This is a genomic window from Pararhizobium sp. IMCC3301 (assembly GCF_030758315.1).
In the GTDB taxonomy this organism is placed as follows: Bacteria; Pseudomonadota; Alphaproteobacteria; order Rhizobiales.
Map to the genome: position 1 here is coordinate 18,308 of NZ_CP132336.1, position 22,662 is coordinate 40,969.

Sequence of the window (22,662 nt, forward strand, 5' to 3'; positions counted from 1 at the left end):
GGTTGGGAGAAACATGATGGCAGATTGCGCGCCGGAAATCACCGCGACCAAAGCTCAAGGACGCCTGTCCGGCGTTGGACCGGTCGCGGTGATCGACATCGGGTCCAACTCGGTTCGACTGGTCGTATATGAACGACTGACGCGGTCCCCTTCGGTGTTTTTCAATGAAAAAGTTCTGTGCGGTCTGGGCCGCAGCGTTGCCGAAACCGGGCTGCTGGACGATGACAGCGTCAATCAGGCGCTGGCGGCGATGCGGCGGTTTCGCATTCTGTGCAAGCAGATCAAGGTGCGCCAGCTCGAAGTGATCGCCACCGCTGCGGCCCGTGAAGCCAAAAACGGCGCGGAGTTTCTGCAAAAAGTCCGTGAAACACTGGGTTGCGACGTTGAAGTGTTGACCGGCAGACAGGAGGCGCACCGTTCCGCGCTGGCGGTTATTTCCGGGTTTCATCACGCTGATGGGATTATGGGGGATATGGGCGGCGGAAGCCTGGAATTTGTCGATGTGAAGGGCAACAATATCGGCTCGGGCATTACATTGCCTCTCGGCGGACTGCGGCTTCAGATTGATGCCCATGACGAGGTTTCGGAGGCTACAAAACTGGCAAAGCAGCGTCTTGCAGAAGCCACTTTGCTTGCGCAGGGCGGCGGGCGGACATTTTATGCTGTCGGTGGCACATGGCGCGCCATCGGTCGGCTTTACATGCATCACATCAACTATCCACTGCTGGTGATGCATGATTTTCGCGTCGCCTCAGCTGATATGATAGCGTTTTGCGATGAGGTGATGAACGCGAAGAGTGATGACCTTGATGGCATAAAGTTCGTCTCCCGTGCGCGCCGTCCGTTGCTGCCTTACGGCGCGCTGTTGCTGGCGGAAACACTGAAACAGACCGGTGCCAGGGAAGTGGCATTCTCAGCTATAGGCGTGCGTGAGGGGCATCTTCACCAGATGCTGGATGCCGCCGAACAAAGTCGCGATCCACTGATTTCAGCTTCTGAGGAACTGGCCATACTGCGCGCCCGCTCACCGGAGCATGCCAAAGAACTGTGTTCATGGTCGGAAACGGTGTTCGATGTGCTTGGGCTCGACGAAACCGCCGATGAAGCGCGGTTGCGCGTGGCGGCCTGCCTGCTGTCGGATATCGGCTGGCGCGCTCACCCGGATTATCGCGGCGAACAGAGTCTCAACATTGTTGCCCATGCGGCCTTTGTCGGCATCGATCATCCGGGACGGGCCTATCTGGCGTTGTCCAATTTTTACCGCCATTCCGGAAGTGGCACAGATGAGCTCAGCCCCAAACTGAAGACACTGGCCGGAGAGCGCCTTGATTTGCGTGCCCAGGCGTTGGCGCTGACCATTCGCGTCGCGATGCTGGTGTCGGCAGGCATGCCCGGAGTTATGGACCGCATCGGTCTGTTGAAACGTGACGACAAACTGGTGTTGATATTGCCGGCTGATCTTCAGGATCTGATCGGCCAGCGCCTCTGCAACCGGGTCAGGCAACTCGCCAAAATTGGCAGCCTCGACTACGCAGTGGAAGTGGCCTGATTTTTGTCAGGTGGCGGCACGCCATTCCTGAGATATTGGTGTCATAGTTTTTGTTTGGTTTCTGAGTGAAGCACGAGCCGCTGACCGGCCAGTAACGGCCGGATAGTACAGGAGAATGATATGCGTTTGAAACAACCTGCCGCATTGCTGGTTGCCGCGCTTGCCTTCGCCATGACTTTGTCGAGTTCGGCATCGGCACACCATCCCGGTGCCGATCTCGACAAGCTTATGGGCAGCAAGGAGCGATATTTTCAAATCATCGACGATCCGGCACCAGCGTTCGAGCTGGCCGACGCTGATGGAAAAATTGTTCACCTGTCCGACTTTGCCGACAAGATAGTCGTGCTCAATTTTATCTTTGCCAGTTGCACGGATGTCTGTCCGGTGCACTCCTCACTGATCGCCGATGTCCAGTCCAAGATCAACGCCACACCAATGAAGGACATGGTCCAGTTCATTTCGGTCACCACCGACCCTGAAGTCGACACGCCTGAAGTATTGAGGAGCTATGGCGAGCCTCGTGGTCTTGATCCTCACAACTGGATATTCCTCACTCGTCGTCCCGGCGATGCCGAGGATGCGACGCGGTCTCTGTCAAAGAGCTACAACACTTTATTCGAGCCGCGCAATGACGGCCAGCAGACCCACGGGGTCGTCACCCACATCATCGATAAAGGCGGACGTTTCGCCGCCAAATTTCACGGCCTGCAGTTTGAGCCTTTGAACCTTGTATTGTACATCAACGGGCTGACCAATATCGCCACTCCCTCAGCGCAGCCGGAGGAGCGTGGTTTGTGGGAGAAATTCAAAGATCTGATAAAATAAGCCGGCCCGAACGAGGCTATGCGTCAGGGGCCGCCCTGCGCTACAAGCCACACGGTGTGGTGCGCTTTCATCAAGAGCCTGTGATCATGCGTCCGGGGCGTGGCGTCACCTGATGAGACGGGCACGAGCTGACTTGTCATGGCGTTCCAAGTCATCATCGATATGAAGCCAGACCAATCTGTTACTGGCGTGCGCATGAAGCTCCGGAGGGAGAGCATCCGCTTGGTCGAGCAACCCCAAAGCGATGTAGACCGTGTTCGGAAGGTAGTCAAAACGGCCCGAAATTGGAGACCCGCAGGACTCACAAAAGGTGCGTCTCACGCCGGGAGTGACGGTAACCGCACGTCCTTCATCTGGTAAGAATGTCACCTTTGAGTTCTCAAACGCCGCAAAGGCAGCGACAGGCGCCCCGGTCACCCGGCGACAATCGCTGCAGTGGCAGTATGAAATGTCAGTCGGCAGAGTTTCAGCCCGAATATGTGTTGCCCCGCAATAGCATCGGCCAGTAACCGGCAGCATGGTGGTTTCAGTGGTCATTGCTCATTCCGTTACAAACCCCAAGACACGGTTTAAAGAAATCCTCCAGGAAGCGGCACGCCCAGAAGTTCGCGGAATCCATAGGTAAATAACAGGATCACCACAACGACGCTGACGGCAAGCAGCGCCATCGGCTTTGCTTTCAGGCGCTCATATTGGGCGCTGGCAATAAGGCCCAGGCCCATCAGCATTCCAGACAGTCCAAAACCCAGTGTCGGCACCAGAAGGACGGCGATCAGCATGATCACGGGAACAGAAACGCGCCGCGGCACAGATCCGGGACTTGCGATTTCCCTGACGCTGCCGGTGAGCAGCAGACGCAGCACGGCGATAATCAGAAACACCACCATTCCCAGCGCTATCGTGCGCGGGAATACTGCGGCTTCATCGTTCAATGTGCCGGTTTGGACAAGGGCGACCACTGCAACCACTGCGAACGCACCAAATGAGATGACATCCCGTGCCACCGCACCATTCGATCCCCTTTCCTGCAATGCGGCAGAGCTGTTGTCTTTTTTCGATAACAGCGCTTTCAGATTAGGCATGAAGGGGTATACGAAAGTCAGCAATGTCATGGCGATGATGATCAGCGACAAGGGCCGGCCGAAAAACTGGCCCCAAAGATTGCCCAGTGCATCGCCAATGGTCCAGCTTTGAACAAAGCCCTGTTCGGCGATGCGGCCCAGAATAAGCCCGAGTACGATCGGCGACACCGAAAAGCCACGCTTCGAGGCAACCCAGCCGACAATGCCGAGAACAATCATGATAATGACATCTGACAGACTGTTGCGAATGGCAAAGGCACCAATCACGGTCATGAACGCCACGATCGGTACCAGTGCGGATTTCGGCGCGCGCACGATTGCACCATAGGCGAACCGGCCGATCAGCAAACCAACAGGCAGCATCAGTACTGTCGCCAGCAGCAGCCCGAAAATGAAGGTGTAAACAATATCAGCGCCCTCTGAAAACAGGGTTGGTCCGGTCCGCACACCCTGCACAAGAAGAGCGCCAAGAATCACTGCATCCGGCGGCGTACCGGGAATTCCCAGCACCAGGGTGGGAATGAAGCCGCCGCCGACGGTGGCGTTATTGGCTGATTCTGTGGCAATCACACCGCCCGGTTCGCCCTTGCCGTAATTGCCCGGTGCCTTTGCCGATCTGCGCGCTTCTGAATAGGCGACAAGACCGGCAATCGAGCCGCCGGCGCCGGGCAGGGCGCCGACAAACGTGCCTATTACCGAGCTGCGCACCACATTCCATTTGTTTTTCAGCATCGTCTCGATCGCTTCAACCAAACGGAATCCGCGTTTCGTTTCGGCAGGATCAAGATGCCGGTCCGGAGTTGCAACCAGATCGATCAGCACCGGAATGCAATACAGGCCAATCAGGGCCGAGACCACTTCAATCCCGCCCAGCAATGTCGTGGAGCCGAAGGTGAAACGTACTTCCGCGCTGGTTTCCGAAATTCCGACCATTGCCAGCAGCAGGCCAAAACAGGCGGCAATCACGCCTTTCAGAAATTCGCCCTCCGAAAGGGCGGCAATCAGCGACAAACCGAATACGGCCAGCCAGAAATATTCCACTGGACCGAAAGCAAGGGCGGCATCGGCCAGTGGCGGCGCCAGCAGCAGCAGTGCCAAAGCCCCGACCAGACCGCCAAAGACACTGGAAAGACAGGCAATTGAAATCGCAAGGTCACCATCGCCCCGCTTCGCCATTGGATAGCCATCGAATGTCGTGGCAATTGCCGAGGGTGTGCCCGGCGTATTCAGCAGAATCGCCGCATATGCGCCGCCGTAGATCGCACCGGTATAGATCGCACCCATCAGGATCAGAGCGGAATCAGGCTGCATGGAAAAGGTGATGGGTACCAGGACAGCAACAGCCATGGTTGCAGTCAGTCCTGGAATTGAGCCGATAATTGTACCTGCTGCGACCCCCAGAAGTGCCAGGAAAATATTCAGCGGCGAGAACGCCGACATCAGGTACTCAAGCATGATCGGTCTCTGCGCGGACGACGGGAATTATCATGTGGCGTGTGCGGCGCGCAAACGCCGCACACGGGGTGTGATGTCAGTCGATGACGCCAGCATCCTTTGCCGCTTTGATATACTCATCGGTTTTCTGGCTCATGAATGCGTCCATTTCAGCGCCATACCCGATATCGGACAGAGCGAAACCACCGTCCAGCATCTGTTTCTGGAACGCTGGATCCGCGTTGATTGCGCGGATGATGTCCGACAGTTTCGTGCGGATGTCTTCCGGTGTCGACTTCGGCACGGCGATACCGCGATAGGCACCTGACACCATGTCAAACCCCAGTTCCCGGAAGGTCGGAACGTCGGGAAAGGCCGGGTGGCGTTCTTCCATTGCCACTGCCAGCATGCGCACCTTGTCGCCCTGGGCAGCTCCTACCGTGGTATATCCCCATTCCGCGACAACCTGCTTGCCGAGCAGGGCAGTAACGGCTGCACCTGTGCCTTTGAACGAAACATAAGTTGTTTCAATTCCGGCTTTTTCATCAAAAATCACCTGCGCCAGATGATTGGCCGTGCCTTTGCCGGAGCCGGAAAATATGGTCTTCTTCGGGTTTGCTTTCGCGTAATCAATCAGGTCTTGAAGTGTCTGAAATTCGCTATCGGCATTCACGACAATCGCATCAGGCGTATAATGAAACATGTAGACATTGGTAATGTCATCGGTCTGAAACCCGACATCGCCCTGTTGCGGTTTGACGATGATGTGCGGCAGGTTGACGCCGATAATACTGTAGCCATCACCAGCCATGCTGTTGAGTTGCGACCAGCCAACCGCTCCGCCACCGCCCGGCTTGTAGGACACAACCAGATCCTGTCCGAATTTCTCTTTGAAATATGGCTGTTGCAGGCGCGCAGTGATGTCCGACTCGCCACCAGGGCCGAATGGAATAATGTAATCCACGGCCTTGTCCGGATATTCCGCAGCAGACGCAAGCGATGCTGCGAAAGCGCTGGCAACAATGGCAGCAATGAGTGATTTTTTTATCATGAGGTTCTCCCGGTGTTAGATCATTCTTATTGTGATCTCCGACACTCTTATATAAGAGCGCTCGTATTACAACCCTGATTGGCAAAATCTTGTTCTGGTGGCAGCGGCCTGCCGTGCTATCGCGTCAGTCCGGGCTTTGTCTGCGTGTGATTTATTTGCGTGGTAACGCCGTGGTTTGGTGTAGTATGGGGCAGAAACAGGCTCCAAAACAGGCATTTCATGCTTTGAGCATTGCCGTTTCTGACTGCGAAAAAGGGTGGGCAATTTGACGCGAGTCACCGGCAATATCTCGGGCCCGAGCCGGGGGGAACCCGAACAACCAGCACTACGACGCAAATTCTCCTATGCGAGGCTTTCGCTTCAAATTGGCTGCATAGTCATGTTGCTGGCGTTGGGGAACCTGCTTTCGGTATGGCTGACCAGCACGGTCGAGATTGATATTCCCGCGGATGGACGAAGTCTGCTGGGGCCCAAGGTCCTGCTGGCGGCGGTTGTCTACGCCCTGGTTCTGGCTGTCCCTTTTGTCCCCGGTGCCGAGATCGGCCTGGCCATGATGATGATGGCCGGTGCCAGAGTTGCACTGCTGGTCTATCTGTCGACAATTGCCGGCCTCAGCATCAGCTTTCTCTTTGGCAGATTTCTGCCGCTTCAGGTGCTGACAAACTGTTTCAGGCTGCTGGGTTTCCGAAAAGCCCAGGCGCTGCTTTTGACCATCGAGCCGCTTCAGCCAACCGAAAGACTGCAATTCCTCATGTCGACCGCTCCCAACCGGCTGATACCGTTTTTGCTGCGCCATCGTTACCTTGCTCTTGGAATTGTCCTCAACGTTCCGGGAAATTCGCTGATCGGAGGAGGCGGAGGTATTGTGCTGCTGGCAGGCATCAGCCGGCTCTATTCGATACCTGCCTTTCTGCTGACCATCACCATCGCCGTTGCGCCAATTCCGCTTCTTGTCATGTTTTTCGGCGTCCACTTTTTCTCCGATTGATTTGCATCCGACTGCAAATGGAGAAGATGCGGCAGGTTCGACAGGAGCAGTCGACGGCAAACGCTTTGGTGCTGCAGTTGACACCCGAACCTGTCTGGAACATCAAGACTGACGTGCTATGAAATGTTTATGCAGCGCAATAGATTGAGGTGCGGATGAAATTCAGTTTTACCCGGTTCAAGGACCGGACGTCCAATTCGCTTTATGCCGCATCCAACTGGCTCTCCCACCAATCTGTTCCCGTGCAGAAAACCGGCTTTGCCATGTTGCGGGTTTTTTTCTGGCTGATCTATGTCGTGCCGGGAAGCTATATGCGCAAAACCGCTGCCGCGCTCTGTGCAGCCAGCGGACAGGCTACTCCTGCTACGATTTACGGACAATTTGTCGACGGTGTGCTGCTGTTTGCCGGGCGCATTGAACTGTTGAGCCGCGGCCGCACAGAGACCATCGATCAGTTGTTGGAAATTCCACACAAAGACCGGCTCGACAGCATTATCAACCAACATGGCGGCGCTATATTTGCATTGCCGCATTGCCACGGTGCGCTGTTGATGGTGCGCGGCCTGGCGTCCCGCTACGACACGCTGATGCTGGTCCGTGAGCCAAAGCAGGAAGCGCGTGCTGCCGCGCAACGGCGTTATTTTGCCAATCTGGGATGCGAGGTGCTTGATGTCCGGCGCAACAATGAAGCTGTCATCGCCCGAAGCGTATTGAAAGCCCTGCGTGAGGGGAAGCTTGTCATCGGCACGGTCGACCGCATCAAGGAGCCGCCGCCGGAAAACGAGCCTGTTGCAAAAAACCGGGATACGGTCCGCGCTCATGCGTTCGGTAAACCGGTCGGTGTCGCTGGCTGGCCGGCACGCTTTGCCGCCAAATGCAAGGTTCCGATTGTCCCCGTGATCGTCGAACAGACACCGGCTGCAGTTATTCTACATCTTGGCGAGCCGATAATCGCGAGCGATGTGCTGACCACCACCCAGGCGTGGCTCAGTGCGCTTGAACAGTTTTTCAAACAGTTTCCGGGCCAGTGGATCTTTGTCTATGACAAACACTGGTCCCGCTTGCTGCGCAACCGCGAGACCGACGCGTCCTTCAAAAAGTGATGCGGTATTTCGCGAACCCGTCAGATCCTTCGCCGGCCGGCTCAATTTTAACCGCGGTGACACTATCGACATGATTTGCGCCAGCCGGCCCGGTTTCAAATATCACGCTGGCACCTTCAACAGGTTTGAACGACCAGTTGCTGTCGGCCTTTGGATTGATTGTGCCTTTCTCGACAATATAACGCACAATCACATCGCGATTGGTATCCGGTGCCACAAACACCACGACGTCGTCACCAATGTCCGGGAAATTGCCACCGCCGCCAGCGCGGTAATTATTGGTGGCGACGATGAATTTCTGTTCCGGATCGATAGGCTCACCATTATATCGCAAATTCACAATGCGTCTGGCATCAGCATTTTCCAACTCGCCTTTGGAGCTGTATTTTGATGCTTGCGTCAGATCGACCTCATAGCTAACCCCGTCAATCACATCGAAATTGTAGGACGGAAAGTCTGTATTGATGAGCGGCTGATCTGCCATGCCCGGCTTGACCTGATTGAAAATCCCGACCGAGCGTTCCAGCCATTCCCGAACCTGTGCGCCGGAGATTTCAACTGCACGGACCGTGTTGGGATATAGATACAGATCGGAAACGTTCTTGATCGCGACGTCGCCCACGGCGACATCGGTGTAATAGTCCGGGCCGCCGCGACCCCCGGCCTTGAATGGAGCTGCCGCCGACAGCACCGGAAGACCTTCCCATTCAGTGCCTTCCATCATTTGCGTGATGTACCAGATCTGAGCCTGGGAAACGATTTGCACCGACGGATCATCAGCCACAAGCGAGAAGTAGGAGTGCAGCGGCGCTGCGGTTTTCCCCACCGCCCGGCGCACATAGGCCAAAGTCTCTTCGTGCTCTTTTTTCACCGAAGCAAGGACATCTTGCTGGCTTTCCACCAATGGCTGCGTCTCGCGGTCGACGCGTTCTGAAATCGGCCGTGCTTCGCATTCAAATGCAGCGACTTTCCACGAGTTACCGTCGCGCTCCAGCAGCAGATCGATGAGGCCCATATGCGAGCCCCAGAACCCGGCCATCACTGCCGGTGTCCCCTGTAATGTGCCATTGGCGATATCCGCGCCGGCGACATCTTCATATTTGGGTCCGGGGAAAACCAGATGGTGATGCCCGGCCAGAACGGCATCTATCCCGTCAACGCCTGCCAGATGCAGTGTGGCGTTCTCCTGAAACTCCTGCGCTGCGCCGCCTTCAATGCCCGAATGCGCCAGCGCGATAATCACATCGGCACCGGCTTGTCTCATTTCCGGAACATAGGCTTCAGCGGTGTCGACAATGTCGCGGACCGATACATTTCCCTCGAGCCAGCGGCGGTCCCAGTTGAGGATTTGCGGCGGCACAAATCCGATGATGCCGACCTTGATCGGCTGCTCCGTGCCAGCCCCGTCCGTCACCATGCGGTCCAGGATCTGATACGGCTTCACCTTGCCCAGCCGTTGATCCTGTTGCGGTGTGGCGCCCAGCGCTCCGGACGCAATATTGGCGCATATGACCGGGAAATTCGTTCCCCCCAGCACGGCTTCGAGAAAATCGAGACCGTAATTGAATTCGTGATTGCCAAGGGTGGTGGCGTCGAACCCGAGCAGATTCATCGCTGCTATGACAGGGTGAATATCCCCGGCGGACATGCCGCGCTCATAGGCGATATAGTCACCCATCGGGTTGCCTTGCAGGAAATCTCCATTGTCGATCAGCATGCTGTTGGAAGCTTCTGCACGAATATTTCTGATCAATGTCGCAGTGCGCGCCAGCCCGACGGCATCACTCGGCCGGTCCGCGTAATAATCATAAGGATAGACATGGACATGCAAATCGGTGGTTTCCATGATCCGCAAATGCGCCTGATGGGCACTGGCAAAAACCGAAAACGGATGAAGCACGGAAATAGCCGCTGCCCCGGAACCGGCAAGAAAGGCGCGGCGCGAGACTGGGAATGCTGGGAATGCTGGGGATGTGAGGATGCTGGGCATGATAAACTCCTTGGCAAATTGACCTGTCTGGTCTCATAAGACGGAACTATGGGAACAGGATGACAAGAATGCCCGGTCAACTCCAGTAAATCTTTGCGTTAAGTGGATGATTGCAATGTTGACCGTGTTGTCCGTTCGCCCCATAAGGTCACGAGCCTGGGCGAATTATCGCCATTTCAGTACAGACAAAGCACAATGATGACCGTTACAAAAGAACAGATTCTAGAGCAGTTAAGCCGTGTCAAAGGCCCCGATCTGGACAGTGATATTGTCAGCCTGGGCCTGGTCTCCGACATTTTCATCGGTACGGAAAAGATCATATTTTCCATAACGGTTCCCGCTGAGCGCGCTCAGGAACTGGAACCGTTACGCCAGGCCGCAGAACAGGTGGTCAGGGATATTGACGGCGCAGTCGATGTGCTGGTCGCGCTGACGGCTGAAAGGAAAGGCGGTCAGAGCCTTGAAACCGCCGCACCCAGACCGGTTGCTGAAAAATCGGCCGCTGAAAAACCGGGCACCAAATCGCCGCCTGCTGCAAAACCTGGCGTTCAGGGCATTCCCGGCATCAAGTCAATCATCGCTGTTGCGTCCGGCAAGGGCGGTGTCGGCAAATCGACGACATCGGTCAATCTCGCCCTCGGGTTGCAGGAACTTGGACTGAAAGTCGGCATTCTTGACGCCGATATTTACGGCCCCTCGATGCCCCGGCTGCTGGGCATAAAAGGCAAGCCAAAATCGGTGGATAGCGGCGGCAAGATCCTGCAGCCGATGGACGGGTACGGGCTGAAAGTGATGTCGATCGGCTTTCTCGTCGATGAAGATACGCCCATGATATGGCGCGGACCGATGGTCATCTCCGCACTCAATCAGATGATGAAAGAGGTAGCCTGGGGCGAACTGGATGTGCTGGTGGTCGACATGCCGCCGGGCACCGGTGATGCCCAGTTGACCATGGCACAACAGGTTCCGCTGGCCGGCGCCGTCATTGTATCGACACCTCAGGATCTGGCTCTGATTGACGCCCGCAAGGGTCTGAATATGTTCAGGAAAACCAGCGTACCCATTCTTGGTATCGTGGAGAATATGAGCTATCATATGTGCCCCAAATGCGGTCACCGCACCGATATTTTCGGCCATGGCGGCGCTGAAAAAGAGGCCACCCGGCTGGGTGTCCGTTTCCTTGGTGCCGTGCCGCTGCATATCACCATTCGGGAAACATCCGATGCCGGAGAGCCGGTGGTGGTCAGCGAGCCGGATGGCGTTCACGCCAAGCTTTACAAGCGCATGGCCGAAACCATCTGGGAGCGTCTTGACGGTGGAAAAGCCAGGGAAGCCAAACCGGCCCCGGCCATTATATTTGAATCAGATGACGAAGAAGATGACTCAAACGACTGATAATAAAAAGTTTCTCGTGGCCGCCCTGTATCGCTTTACACCGGTTGCAGATCCGGCCGCGCTGCAGCAGCCGATCCAGCAATTGTGCCGGTCACTGCACATCAAAGGCTCGCTCCTGCTGGCTACAGAAGGTATCAACGGAACCATAGCCGGTGTTGAAACGGATATGCGCGCGTGTCTCGCTGGCTTGAAGGCGTTTCCGGAATTTGCTGATCTTGAGCACAAGGAAAGCCTGGCAGCCGACATGCCGTTTTACCGCATGAAGGTGCGTCTGAAAAAAGAAATTGTCACCATGGGTGTCAGTGGGATTGACCCGTTGCAATCTGTCGGGACCTACGTTGCGCCGCAGGACTGGAACCAGCTCATCAGCGACCCGGATACGCTCGTCATCGACACCCGCAATGATTATGAAGTGGCAATTGGCACATTCCAGGGTGCGGTTGACCCGAAGACAAAATCATTTCGCGATTTTCCAGCCTGGGTAGAGGCCAACAGGGACACACTGAACAAGCCGAAAGTCGCCATGTTCTGTACCGGTGGCATCCGCTGTGAAAAGGCCACGGCCTTCATGAAGCAACAGGGGTTTGAAGAAGTCTACCATCTGCAGGGCGGCATCCTGAAATATCTCGAGCAGGTTCCGGCGCAGCAAAGCCTGTGGCAGGGCGATTGTTTCGTTTTTGACCAGCGCGTCTCTGTGCAGCACGGTCTTGCCGAAGGACCGCATGTTCTGTGCTTCGGTTGCCGTATGCCACTGGCCGAGGCTGATCTGCAACGCCCCGAGTACCGCGCAGGTGTGCATTGCCACCATTGCAGGGACAGCCGCAGCGCCGCTGAACACCAGCGCGCCGAGGAGCGTCACCGCCAGGTGCTGCTGGCGCAACAGCGCAATGAACAGCATATCGGTGATCAGAGCGGCAACAGGTCCTGACGATCCGGCATCAGCAAATGCGCTAGTGCCGCATTGTCCAGAGCCAGCCGCCAAAAATCAGAGCCATCAACAGCGACAGAAACATCGCCACAATCAGCGGCCACACCGATGGCACCACTGAAAGCGGCAAGGCAATACCCACCAGATAGCTCAAAACGGCGCCAAACAGCATCTGGATGCTGCCCGCCAAGCCCGACGCAGAGCCGGCAAGGTGCGGCTTCACGCTCACTGTGCCGGCCATGGCGCTTGGCAATACAAGTCCATTTGCAAGGCTGAGAAAGAACATTGGCCCGAACAGCAACCAGGCGCCAACATCAAAGAACAGAAACAGCAGGGCCATGACACTGATCGCAACTATGCCAAGCAGATTTCCGAACATGATCATCCGGAAAACACCGTGGCGGCCGGCAAACCGGCCTGACATGAAGTTGCCGACACTGTAACCAAGCGCGACTATGACAAAATACAGGCCATACTGATCCGGCCTCAGGCTTAGAACCTTCTCGCTGACAAATGGCGCGCCTCCGAGGAACGAAAAAAACATCCCCGTGGTGAAACTTGAGATGCCGGTATACAGCCAGAATATTTTGATGCTGACCAGTTCGCGGTAGGATTTCAGAACGCTGGAGAAATTTATCGAGGGGATTGGATTTCTGTTGGTTTCGGAAACCTTCAAATAAGAGGCAATCAGAACAGCGACGGCAAACACCGCCAGCAGCCAGAAGCTGCTCTGCCAGCCAAAGAATTTATCCAGATAGCCGGCAATCGCAGGCCCTACCATCGGCGCCACCGCCATTCCCATGGTGACATAACCGATCATGCTGGCGGCCCGATCGCGATCATACATATCGCGCAGGATCGCACGGCCCAAAATCAGACCGGCCGACCCACCCAGCCCCTGGATCACCCGGCCAAGCAGGAAAAATTCTATCTTTGGAGCAAAGATACAGGTCAAAGTGCCGACCAGGAACAATGCAGTTCCTGCCAGTAAAACTGGCCGCCTGCCATATCGGTCAGACATCGTACCGAGAACCAGTTGGGCCACCGCCAGTGACGCCAGAAACAGGGACAGACCCAACTGGACTGTGGCAAAATCAGTCGCGAAATAGCGTTGTATCCCCAGCATCGATGGCAGGAATATATTCATTGCCAGCGGACCCAGCATGGCGATGACAACGAGAATCGCCAGTGGAGGCTTGCGATCAAACTCGCGGGGAGGCGCGGAACCGGTTACAGCTTGCACGTTCATATTCGGTCAGACAGGTTTATGTGCGCAGGACAGCGCAGGTTGAACGATGACGGCGAGCCGTCGAAGGAGTTGTAATTCTTGCACGATGGCAGCGTCGGTTGTGACGCCGTCAGCCGCCGGTCACGCTCATATGACGCGTAACCGAAGGCTTTCTGTTTTGCCGCTCAATCACGAAGTCATGTCCTTTTGGCTTGCGGCCTATGGCTTCGTCAATAGCGCCATTCAGTAAATCGTCACTTTCCGAAGCTCTCAGCGGCGCGCGCAGATCCGCCGCGTCATCCTGTCCAAGGCACATGAACAGCGTTCCGGTACAGGTCACCCGGACCCGATTGCAGCTTTCACAGAAATTATGCGTCAGCGGTGTGATAAAACCCAGACGCCCACCGGTTTCCGCCACTTCAACATAGCGCGCCGGGCCGCCTGTCTTGTACGGGATATTGGTCAGCGTGTATTTCTCTTCGAGCCTCTGGCGCACCAGCGACAATGGCAGATATTGATCGGTCCGGTCTTCGTCAATCTCGCCCAGCGGCATGGTTTCAATGAAGGTGATGTCCATGCCTTCACCATGAGCCCAACTCAGCATGTCTTCGATCTCATGCTCGTTGACACCCTTCAGGGCAACCGCATTGATCTTGACCGCCAAACCAGCGTTGCGCGCCGCGGCAAGACCTTCCATCACGCGGCCCAGATCCCCCCAGCGGGTAATGGCCTTGAATTTGTCATGATCCAGCGTGTCCATCGAAACATTGATGCGCTTGACGCCACACTCTACCAGTTGCGAAGCGTATCGCGCGAGTTGTGACCCGTTGGTGGTGACAGTCAGTTCTTCCAGCGCGCCGCTGTCCAGATGGCGGCTGAGCGAGCGGAACAATTGCATGATATTCTTGCGCACCAGCGGCTCACCGCCGGTAAGGCGCAATTTACGCACACCTTTTGCGATAAAAGCGGAACACAGCCTGTCGAGTTCCTCCAGCGACAGCACATCCCGTTTCGGCAGGAAGGTCATGTCTTCCGCCATGCAGTATACACATCTGAAATCACACCGGTCGGTGACGGAGACGCGCAGATACGATACTGTGCGACCAAATGGGTCGATCATCCGGGCACTGGTTTCTGCTGGTTGGCTCTGCCGTTCCATTCCGTTCTCCCGATAGGGTACAGACGCGCATGTCTTCCCCAACTTTACACACATACCCGTCTGCAGCGATAGGCCCCAACTGTAGTGATAGTATCTATGTGTAGGAATAGAGGTTGCGTTTCAAGCTCGGCTGACCGATAGGGCGGATTTAACGGATACGCAAAACACCGAAAGGAAAAATCTCTCATATGTCTGATGAAGCGTCATGGCCGGAAGAAATTCGAGTGAGCCGGGATAAAAAAACACTGACTGTGAAATTTGATGACGGCATTTCTGCCGATTTTACCGCCGAGTTTCTGCGGGTTCACTCTCCAAGTGCCGAAGTGCAGGGACATTCTCGCGAACAGAAGCAGATCGTATCCGGCAAGCAGTCGGTAGCAATCATGAAGATCGAGCCGGTAGGAAATTATGCGGTGCGCATCAGTTTTGATGATATGCACAATACCGGCATTTTTTCCTGGGCCTATTTTCATGAAATGGCAGGCCAGAAGGACGAGCTTTGGGCCGCATATCTGGCTGAGATCGAAGACAAGAATTTACAACGTGGTGCATAAAAAAACCGGCCGTAAAGGCCGGTTTTCAATGATTTGGCTGGTCGGAGGTCAGCGTACAACAATGACCTTTGTGCCGACTTTGACACGTTCATAAAGATATTTGACGTCTTCATTTGTCAATCTGATGCAACCGGATGACACCGCCTGTCCGATCGACGTTGGCTCATTTGAACCGTGAATGCGGTAAATAGTGCTACCGATGTAAAGCGCGCGCGCGCCCAGCGGATTGTTGATACCGCCTGGCATATAGGCCGGTAGACCCGGCTGACGCTTGCGCATTGCTGCCGGTGGTGTCCAGCCTGGCCATTCTGCCTTGCGCGAGACGCGATTTACGCCGGACCACTGGAAGCCAACCCGCCCGACACCAACGCCATAGCGCATGGCCTTGCCATTGCCCTGGACGTGATACAGGCGTCGCTCTGAAGTGTTGATGATTATGGTGCCCGGTTTCTCTTTTGTCTGATAGCGCACCAGTTTGCGTTTGATCTTTGATTTGCCAGCACGGGTACTCCGCCCGATGTCACGCCACGTCCGCGATGCCGGATCAAAAACCTGACGTGCTTCCGCCCCGCCATTACCAAATGGTACGACAGCACTGCTCGTCAATATGAGTGCGATCGCAAGAAAAAGTCGTCTCAGCAACATGATTACGCTCCAAAAATTTGCCACATCCGTCGTCCGGCTGCGATCCAGATAGAATATAAAGCCAATCCTTAAGATTCAGGCAATTGTTTTTTGGCCACAACTTGTCGAAAAAACGTCGGGACCAAGGCAGTCCGCGACCGAATGCCGCAACTCCGACATTGCAGATAGCCCGGAATCGGATTCAATTCGGCGATTCATGAATTAAAACTTAACAAATTCTTAGACACACCAGATCTATGATTGTTCTACTTATTTGGGGAACCCTGATGGTCGAAAACGACTCGTTGCCGCGTGTTATGATATGTCTTGCCCGGGTCGATACCGGCGGCGCGCCCGAGCATGCTTTTCAGTTGATGAAAGCCTTGGCCGGGCAGGTCGAGTTTCACGTTGCCTGTCCAACAGACCGGCCGTATTTTCAGCGCTTTATGACGTTGTTGGGAGCGGAGCGGATCATCGAAATACCGCATCGACGGCTCAGCCTGTCTGCATTGACACGGATGTTTCGTGCTGTTCGTGAGCGTCGGATCGACATCATACATTCACACGGAAAAGGTGGCGGTGTTTACGGCCGGCTGGTGGCTCTGGTTTCTGGCCGCCGGGTTATCTACACCTCCCATGGCATGAACCCGGTGGTCAAATCCGGGCAATGGTATCGTGATTCCGATGTCTGGCTTGACATGATTCTGGGGAAAATCACGGATGCAACCATCTGCGTGTCAGAGGGTGAAAAGGCCGAAATAGTCGGGCAGCATATTTCAAAGCCCGACAAGATCACGGTCATTGAAAACGGTGTGCCCAACGGCCTGCAGCGAAACCATGTCAACACGCCGGACAAACCGCTGAACCTCGTTGCCGTTTCCAGATTTGACCCGCAGAAAAATCCGGCTGAAATGGCGAAACTTGTCGAAATTCTGTCGTGCCGCGATGTTCCCGGTGGATTCCATCTGACAGTCTTGGGAGAGGGAACCGGAAAGGCGGAGTTTGAACGCGGCCTGGAGGCTGGAAGGCTGGCCGAATTCGTCACCATGGCCGGCGCCGTATCGGATGTGCGAAAAGTCTTCCGTCAGGCCGACATGCTTGTTTCAACGTCTGTGTGGGAGGGAATGCCACTTGCACTGTTGGAAGCGATGTCTGAAGGCCTGCCGGTTGTCGCCAGTGATGTGGTAGGCAATCGCGATGTTGTTGAGGATGGCAAAAGCGGTTTCCTGTATCCGCTGGGCCAGCCGGAGTATGCGGCAGACAGTATTCTGCAGCTTGCCGATGCATCTTTGCGGCAGCGCTTTGGCGATGCCGGTCGCAATCTGGTGGCCGCAAAGCACAGCGTAGCCCACATGGCAAATCAGACCCTGCAAGTGTATCAAAAGGTCCTGCAACGGCGAGCAATTCAACAACCTGGCAATGGCTACCGCAACAATGATGACGTTGGCCACCAGGAAGTGGTTTGACCGAAATGATAAAGAAGACTGCGGAGATACTGGTCACCGGCGGTGCGGGCTACATCGGCTCCCATACATGTGTGGCGCTCATCCAGGCCGGCTTCATGCCGGTGATCGTCGACAATCTCAGCAACAGCCATCCTCTGGCGATTTCCCGAATTGAAGCCATTACCGGAACGCGTCCGGCATTTTACAAATGTGATATTGCCGATGCTACCGGTCTGGGAACTGTCCTCGAGCGTCATTCCTGTGCCGCCACAATTCATTTTGCCGGTCTGAAAGCGGTCGGGCGCTCTGTTTCAGAACCTCTGGAGACCTATCGGGAAAATGTTTGTGGCACTCTCTCGCTGTTGCAAACACTGAAGTCCAGAGGCATCAAACGTCTGATTTTTTCATCGTCTGCCACAGTCTATGGCGGCGCGGAACATATGCCTATACCTGAAACCGCCAGTATTCAGCCAACCAATCCATATGGTCATTCCAAAGCGATGATCGAGCAAATCCTGCAGGACCTTGTCACTGCGGCACCTGATTTGGGTATCGGCGTGCTGCGCTATTTCAACCCTGTCGGTGCCCATGTGAGCGGCGAGATTGGCGAAGACCCGCAGGGCATCCCGGATAATCTGTTCCCCTTTGTGTCGCAGGTGGCGGTGGGACGCCGCGAGACGCTGCAGGTGTTCGGAAATGATTACGACACAAAAGACGGCACCGGTGTGCGGGATTACATCCATGTGATGGATCTGGCCGACGGCCACGTTGCCGCCTTGCAACGGTGTCTTGATACAGATGGACTGTTTGCAGTGAATCTGGGCACCGGGCAGGGCAGCAGTGTTCTGGACATCATCAAAGCATTTGAAATCGCGTCTGGCAGGCCGGTCCCCTATGAAGTTGTCGGGCGCCGTCCCGGTGATGTCGCGACGAGTTTCGCCGATCCTTCAAAAGCCAGCGAAATGCTGAATTTCAAGGCGAAGCGGGACCTTGCGCAAATGTGCCGCGACGCCTGGAACTGGCAGCAAAGAAACCCGACCGGGTACGCAAACCGGTGACGTGAAGCGGATCAGCGCAGCCCGATTGATTTGATCGCTGCGTGGATTTGCGAGAATTGCGAAATCACCAGGTCTGGACCAAGCTCGCTGACCGGCACGGGCGTATAGCCGAAATCCACTGCAATTACCGGAACATTGGCAGCCTTTGCCGCATCGATGTCGCTGCGGCTGTCGCCCACCATTATCGCCTTGTCGGGCGTAGAGCCGGCCAGTTCGATTGTCTTTAAAAGATGGTCGGGATGCGGCTTTTTCTGGCTGAATGTATCCCCACCGGTAATCGCGATGAAGCGAGCCGACAGGTCGAGCTCGTCGAGCAGCAGACGCGCCAGATGCTCCAGCTTGTTGGTGCAGACCGCAAATGCCCAGCCTTCCTGCGCCAGTTGGTCAAGAGCATCGAGCAGGCCTGGAAACGGATGGGTTTCCCGCGCTATCCGGGCTTCATAGCTGGTCAGGAAAAGCGAGAACAGTGTATCGGCACGATCGCCCGCAAGCGGTTGATTATTTGCTGCAAAACCTTTTTCCAGCAACATTTTTGCGCCTTGCCCGATATAGGTTTTGGCGGTCTCGTACGGAATTGGCTGCAGGCATTCTCCCGCCAGAATTTCATTCAGGGTGCCAACCAGATCAGGCGCGGTTTCCAGCAAAGTGCCATCAAGATCGAATACAAGCAAAGGTGTGGTCATCGGGTACTTTCATTAGGGAGGAGAAATGATCGAAGCAAATTGGTGGAATTCAGTTGGAATAGGCGCCGAGCCCCTGGCGCATCAATGTCCGGCGTAGCGGACTGATCGACTTTGCCGCATACAGGCCCAGACCTCTTGCCATTTGCACCGGAAGCAGCCCGCTTAGAAGAGATCGGTTCAACATGTCAACGCCGTATGTCCGGCTGTTGACATCAAAAACACGGCGGCGGCTATATTCCGCTGAAGCCTGAAACACGTCAGCTGCTTGAAGATGCGCCAGTTGCGATGCCAATTCCTCAACGTCACGTATTCCCAGATTGAGGCCTTGCGCACCAATCGGCGGAAAGGAATGGCCACTTTCACCCACCAGAAAGGCTCTGCCATCTGCCATCTTCGCGGCAATTGAAGACGACATCGGAAAACTCTGCCGCGCACCAAAATCGCTCAGCTTGCCAAGCAGATGGTGGCTGCGCCGTTCCAGTTCCCGCGCCAGGGCTGTTTCGGAAAGTTGCATCATCTCCGCAGCCTCATCCGGAGTTACGACACAGACCAGGCTGGAGCGATGGCCTTGCAACGGAACAAGGGTAAAGGGCCCGGTTTCAGTATGCAACTCGCTGGAAATGTTGTGGTGCGGCACCTGATGGCGGAACTGCGTTATAAAAGCGGTTTGCGGATAATCCCACTGCCGCACAGAAATACCGGCGGCGGCGCGCACCACCGAATGCCGTCCATCTGCACCAACGATCAGATCGGCATGGATGAAACTGCCGTCATCAAGCGTCACTGTCACGCCATCTGTCAGAGAAATATTCGTCACGAAGCCATTTTTACACACAAGATTTGAGCCAGTTGAAGCCTTTTGTTGAATCCGTTTCACAAGGCCACTGACAGGAATATTCAACGCAAAATAATCATGGCCGATTTCGCTGGCGTGGAAGCTGACTTCTGGCGCGCGGATCAGGCGCGCCGATGCATCGATCAGTCGCATGGTTTTCAGCGGCGTTGCATTTTCTATGGTTTCAGGAGCAATCCCAAGCGTATCCAGAAAGGACAACGACCCCTGCATCAGGGCGATGGTCCGATGATCCTCTTCCGGTTCCTCTCGGGCCACCAATGTGGTTTGCAGGCCAGCTCTGGCCAACGCCAGCGCGCTCAACCAGCCCACCGGTCCGCCGCCAACGACCAGTGCGCGCGTCTGCAAATTGGAACTCGTCTGTGTCATATAAGCCTATTTTGTTCCCTGGGCTGCAATTGTTCGCCGGTTGAAGCAGACACCCGCTAGCGATCATATAGGGCTTTCATTTGGAGTTGTAGACCGGAAACAGCCTTGGCCAGCGAAGCAAACAAAACACTTCAATCCGATCTTGGCTTGGTCTATGGCAATATCATGACCACAGTGATTGCTCCTTCCGCAAAACGTTCCGCCATTTGGAATATCCGGGCCCTGTTCTTTTGCGAGGCGGCGGTCCTGACATCGATATTTCCGCGTTTTCCCGATTTTAAACAGGTGCTCGCTCTCGACCACGCCCAGTTGGGGATAAGCCTGCTGGGACTGCCTTTGGGTACGCTGTTGTCACTGCTGATGGCGGGCGGCCTGGTTGACCGGTTGGGGACCAGACGGGCTTCGCTGGTGGGCATCTGCCTGGTCTCCGTATCGATGATCCTGCCTGCCTTGTCCTGGTCGATGGCCAGTCTGTTTGGCGCGTTGTTTGTGGTCGGCCTGTCTCTGGCCCTCATTGAAATCGGCATGAATGTTGATGCAGATAGGGTCGAAAAATGGGTGTCACGCCCGATCATGGGATCGTGTCACGGGTTTTGGAGCCTGGGGGCGCTGACCGGAACCGGACTTGGCGCCATTTCAGCCGGTGTCGGCTTGTCACCATTGCAGCAGGTTCTCATCACCTCACCTGTCTTTGGAATTGCCGGCTTTCTGATTATCCAGCTGCGCGCAGCCATTCCGGTGCCTGCACCATCGAGCGGGCAAAGCCCGCCTTTTGCTCTGCCCAGCAAGGCCATGCTGGGCCTCGCCGCTTTTTCGGTCGGGCTGCAAATGTCGGAGGGAGCGGCTTTCGACTGGAGCGGCATCTATATGAAGGAGGTGGTTGGTGCGAATGCGGCTTTCATCGGAATGGCTTATTTCGCCTTCACCCTGCCGATGGCAATCGGGCGGTTTTTCGGAGACCATTTCCGCACCGTGCTCGGACCTGTCCGGCTGGCCCGAATCACAACACTGATTGCCATTCTGGGTCTGCTGGTTCTGGGGCTGACAGAGACGCCGATTGGCGCTGTCGTGGCCTGGGCACTTGTCGGCCTCGGTGCCTCAATGGCATTTCCTCTGGCCGTCACAGCCGCAGCAGCGCGCAAGGACCGCCCGGCCGCCGTCAATGTCGCCAGTGTTTTCCTGGTGGCGTTTACCGCCTTTGTCATAGGCCCGCCGCTGATCGGGTTTGTCGCCAAGGGGATTGGATTGCAGAATGGATTATTGTCGCTTCTGCCATTTTGCATTCTGGGCTATTTTTTGGCACCATCGCTGAATCCGAGAAGAGACTGAGGGAGATCTGATGACGAAGGCGATTGTGATCCGCGAAACCGGCGGCCCGGAAGTCTTGAACTATGAATCCATAGAAGTGGCCGAGCCAAACCAAGGCGAAGCGCTGGTGCGCCATACTGCAATCGGTTTGAATTTCATCGATGTGTATTTCCGCTCGGGTCTGTATCCGCCTCCCAACGGCATGCCATTCATTCCCGGCAATGAAGGTGCGGGGATCGTGGAAGCGGTTGGAGCAGGGGTGACCCATGTGAAAGCCGGTGACCGGGTTGCCTATGTCGGGCCGCTCGGCTCTTATGCAGAGCGGCGGATAGTGCCTGCTGACCGTCTCGTCAGCGTTCCGCAGGATATTGCCGACAAGACCGCTGCGGCGATGATGATGAAGGGCATGACGGCGCAATATCTGCTGTGCCGCACCTTCAAGGTCGGAGAAGGGCATACCATCCTATTTCATGCCGCCTCCGGCGGTGTTGGTCTGATTGCCTGTCAGTGGGCCAAAGCGTTGGGAGCCACTGTCATCGGCACAGTCGGATCGGATGAAAAGGCGGAACTTGCGAAAGCCCATGGTGTTCATCACACCATCAACTACCGGGAAGAGGATTTTGTTGCCCGCATTCAGGATATCACCGGCGGCCGGGGTGTCGATGTAGTGTATGATTCTGTCGGGCAGGACACTTATCCCGGATCGTTGGATTGTCTGAAACCGTTGGGGATGTGGGTCTCGTTTGGTCAGTCTTCCGGTCCGATCACCAATTTCAATCTTTCGGATCTGGCGCAAAGGGGATCCTTGTTCGCAACCCGCCCGACGTTGTTCAACTACGTCGCAAGACGCCAGGATCTGGAACAGAGCGCCAATGATCTGTTCAATGTGGTTTCATCGGGCCGGGTCAAGATCCCGCTTCACCAGGAATTTCCATTGGCAGAAGCCGGAAAAGCACATGAAGCGCTGGAGGGCCGGAAAACCACCGGAACCAGCATTTTGACAGTATGAAAGTGGCGCTTCTATCGGCCCGCTGAC

20 protein-coding genes are annotated in these 22,662 nt (G+C 55.7%); 11 read left to right on the forward strand and 9 right to left on the reverse strand.

All coding sequences use genetic code 11. The features are described 5' to 3' along the window. Positions 1-16 precede the first annotated feature (16 nt). Positions 17-1,549, forward strand: a complete 1,533-nt coding sequence (locus RAL88_RS00100) for a Ppx/GppA family phosphatase (protein ID WP_306266361.1) — start codon at positions 17-19, stop codon at positions 1,547-1,549. A 120-nt stretch (positions 1,550-1,669) separates the two neighbouring features. Continuing rightward, positions 1,670-2,374 carry an SCO family protein gene (locus RAL88_RS00105; RefSeq protein WP_306266363.1) on the forward strand — a complete coding sequence of 235 codons (705 nt, stop codon included), beginning with the start codon at positions 1,670-1,672 and terminating at the stop codon, positions 2,372-2,374. A gap of 105 nt (positions 2,375-2,479) precedes the next feature. On the opposite strand, the gene RAL88_RS21675 is transcribed toward RAL88_RS00105, so the two are convergent. The 3 genes from RAL88_RS21675 to RAL88_RS00115 form a co-directional block, all read right to left on the reverse strand. Then, entirely contained in the window at positions 2,480-2,911 is a 432-nt protein-coding gene (locus RAL88_RS21675; protein WP_371932130.1) for a GFA family protein, read from the reverse strand. Positions 2,912-2,943: 32 nt separating this feature from the next. Next, entirely contained in the window at positions 2,944-4,911 is a 1,968-nt protein-coding gene (locus RAL88_RS00110; protein WP_306266364.1) for a tripartite tricarboxylate transporter permease, read from the reverse strand. A gap of 76 nt (positions 4,912-4,987) precedes the next feature. After that, positions 4,988-5,941 carry a tripartite tricarboxylate transporter substrate binding protein gene (locus RAL88_RS00115; RefSeq protein WP_306266366.1) on the reverse strand — a complete coding sequence of 318 codons (954 nt, stop codon included), beginning with the start codon at positions 5,939-5,941 and terminating at the stop codon, positions 4,988-4,990. Positions 5,942-6,320: 379 nt separating this feature from the next. Here RAL88_RS00115 and RAL88_RS00120 point away from each other — a divergent pair, with 379 nt between their 5' ends. Next, entirely contained in the window at positions 6,321-6,929 is a 609-nt protein-coding gene (locus RAL88_RS00120; RefSeq protein WP_306266368.1) for a hypothetical protein, read from the forward strand. Positions 6,930-7,084: 155 nt separating this feature from the next. Then, positions 7,085-8,032 carry a hypothetical protein gene (locus tag RAL88_RS00125; RefSeq protein ID WP_306266370.1) on the forward strand — a complete coding sequence of 316 codons (948 nt, stop codon included), beginning with the start codon at positions 7,085-7,087 and terminating at the stop codon, positions 8,030-8,032. On the opposite strand, the gene RAL88_RS00130 is transcribed toward RAL88_RS00125, so the two are convergent. Next, positions 8,022-10,022: a bifunctional 2',3'-cyclic-nucleotide 2'-phosphodiesterase/3'-nucleotidase gene (locus tag RAL88_RS00130; protein WP_306266371.1), complete on the reverse strand. Its 2,001-nt coding sequence runs from the start codon at positions 10,020-10,022 to the stop codon at positions 8,022-8,024. The two genes, RAL88_RS00125 and RAL88_RS00130, sit on opposite strands and share 11 nt — an antisense overlap. A 195-nt stretch (positions 10,023-10,217) precedes the next feature. On the opposite strand from RAL88_RS00130, the gene apbC reads away from it, so the two are divergent. Both apbC and RAL88_RS00140 read left to right on the forward strand, forming a co-directional pair. Continuing rightward, the gene (gene apbC, locus RAL88_RS00135) at positions 10,218-11,417 is read left to right on the forward strand and encodes an iron-sulfur cluster carrier protein ApbC (RefSeq protein ID WP_306266374.1); all 1,200 of its coding nucleotides are present in this window, start codon (positions 10,218-10,220) and stop codon (positions 11,415-11,417) included. After that, positions 11,389-12,345, forward strand: coding sequence for a rhodanese-related sulfurtransferase (locus RAL88_RS00140; RefSeq protein ID WP_306266376.1), 957 nt, complete (start codon positions 11,389-11,391; stop codon positions 12,343-12,345). Before apbC ends, RAL88_RS00140 begins: the two co-directional genes overlap by 29 nt. Before the next feature lie 22 nt (positions 12,346-12,367). Here the strand turns inward: RAL88_RS00140 and RAL88_RS00145 are convergent, their stop codons facing one another. Together RAL88_RS00145 and moaA are read right to left on the reverse strand one after the other, a co-directional pair. Further along, positions 12,368-13,594, reverse strand: coding sequence for a multidrug effflux MFS transporter (locus tag RAL88_RS00145; protein WP_306266378.1), 1,227 nt, complete (start codon positions 13,592-13,594; stop codon positions 12,368-12,370). A gap of 109 nt (positions 13,595-13,703) precedes the next feature. Beyond that, entirely contained in the window at positions 13,704-14,732 is a 1,029-nt protein-coding gene (gene moaA, locus RAL88_RS00150; protein WP_306266380.1) for a GTP 3',8-cyclase MoaA, read from the reverse strand. Between the two features lie 188 nt (positions 14,733-14,920). Here moaA and RAL88_RS00155 point away from each other — a divergent pair, with 188 nt between their 5' ends. Next, the gene (locus RAL88_RS00155) at positions 14,921-15,286 is read left to right on the forward strand and encodes a DUF971 domain-containing protein (protein WP_306266382.1); all 366 of its coding nucleotides are present in this window, start codon (positions 14,921-14,923) and stop codon (positions 15,284-15,286) included. Between the two features lie 48 nt (positions 15,287-15,334). Here RAL88_RS00155 and RAL88_RS00160 read toward each other — a convergent pair whose 3' ends face one another. Continuing rightward, the gene (locus RAL88_RS00160; protein ID WP_371932131.1) at positions 15,335-15,931 is read right to left on the reverse strand and encodes a L,D-transpeptidase; all 597 of its coding nucleotides are present in this window, start codon (positions 15,929-15,931) and stop codon (positions 15,335-15,337) included. Between the two features lie 266 nt (positions 15,932-16,197). Between RAL88_RS00160 and RAL88_RS00165 the strand changes: the two genes are divergently transcribed. Together RAL88_RS00165 and galE are read left to right on the forward strand one after the other, a co-directional pair. Beyond that, complete coding sequence (locus RAL88_RS00165) at positions 16,198-17,376, forward strand: glycosyltransferase (RefSeq protein WP_306266384.1); 1,179 nt, start codon at positions 16,198-16,200, stop codon at positions 17,374-17,376. Between the two features lie 5 nt (positions 17,377-17,381). Next, positions 17,382-18,413, forward strand: coding sequence for a UDP-glucose 4-epimerase GalE (gene galE / locus RAL88_RS00170; RefSeq protein ID WP_306266386.1), 1,032 nt, complete (start codon positions 17,382-17,384; stop codon positions 18,411-18,413). 11 nt (positions 18,414-18,424) lie between these two features. Here galE and gph read toward each other — a convergent pair whose 3' ends face one another. Together gph and RAL88_RS00180 are read right to left on the reverse strand one after the other, a co-directional pair. Then, positions 18,425-19,096 (reverse strand): phosphoglycolate phosphatase, encoded by a 672-nt coding sequence (gph, locus tag RAL88_RS00175; protein WP_306266389.1) that lies wholly within the window; start codon positions 19,094-19,096, stop codon positions 18,425-18,427. A 49-nt stretch (positions 19,097-19,145) separates the two neighbouring features. After that, complete coding sequence (locus RAL88_RS00180) at positions 19,146-20,318, reverse strand: FAD-dependent monooxygenase (RefSeq protein ID WP_306266391.1); 1,173 nt, start codon at positions 20,316-20,318, stop codon at positions 19,146-19,148. Positions 20,319-20,423: 105 nt separating this feature from the next. Between RAL88_RS00180 and RAL88_RS00185 the strand changes: the two genes are divergently transcribed. Further along, positions 20,424-21,647 (forward strand): MFS transporter, encoded by a 1,224-nt coding sequence (locus RAL88_RS00185; RefSeq protein WP_306266393.1) that lies wholly within the window; start codon positions 20,424-20,426, stop codon positions 21,645-21,647. 10 nt (positions 21,648-21,657) lie between these two features. Next, complete coding sequence (locus tag RAL88_RS00190; protein ID WP_306266395.1) at positions 21,658-22,635, forward strand: quinone oxidoreductase; 978 nt, start codon at positions 21,658-21,660, stop codon at positions 22,633-22,635. Positions 22,636-22,662: the final 27 nt, after the last annotated feature.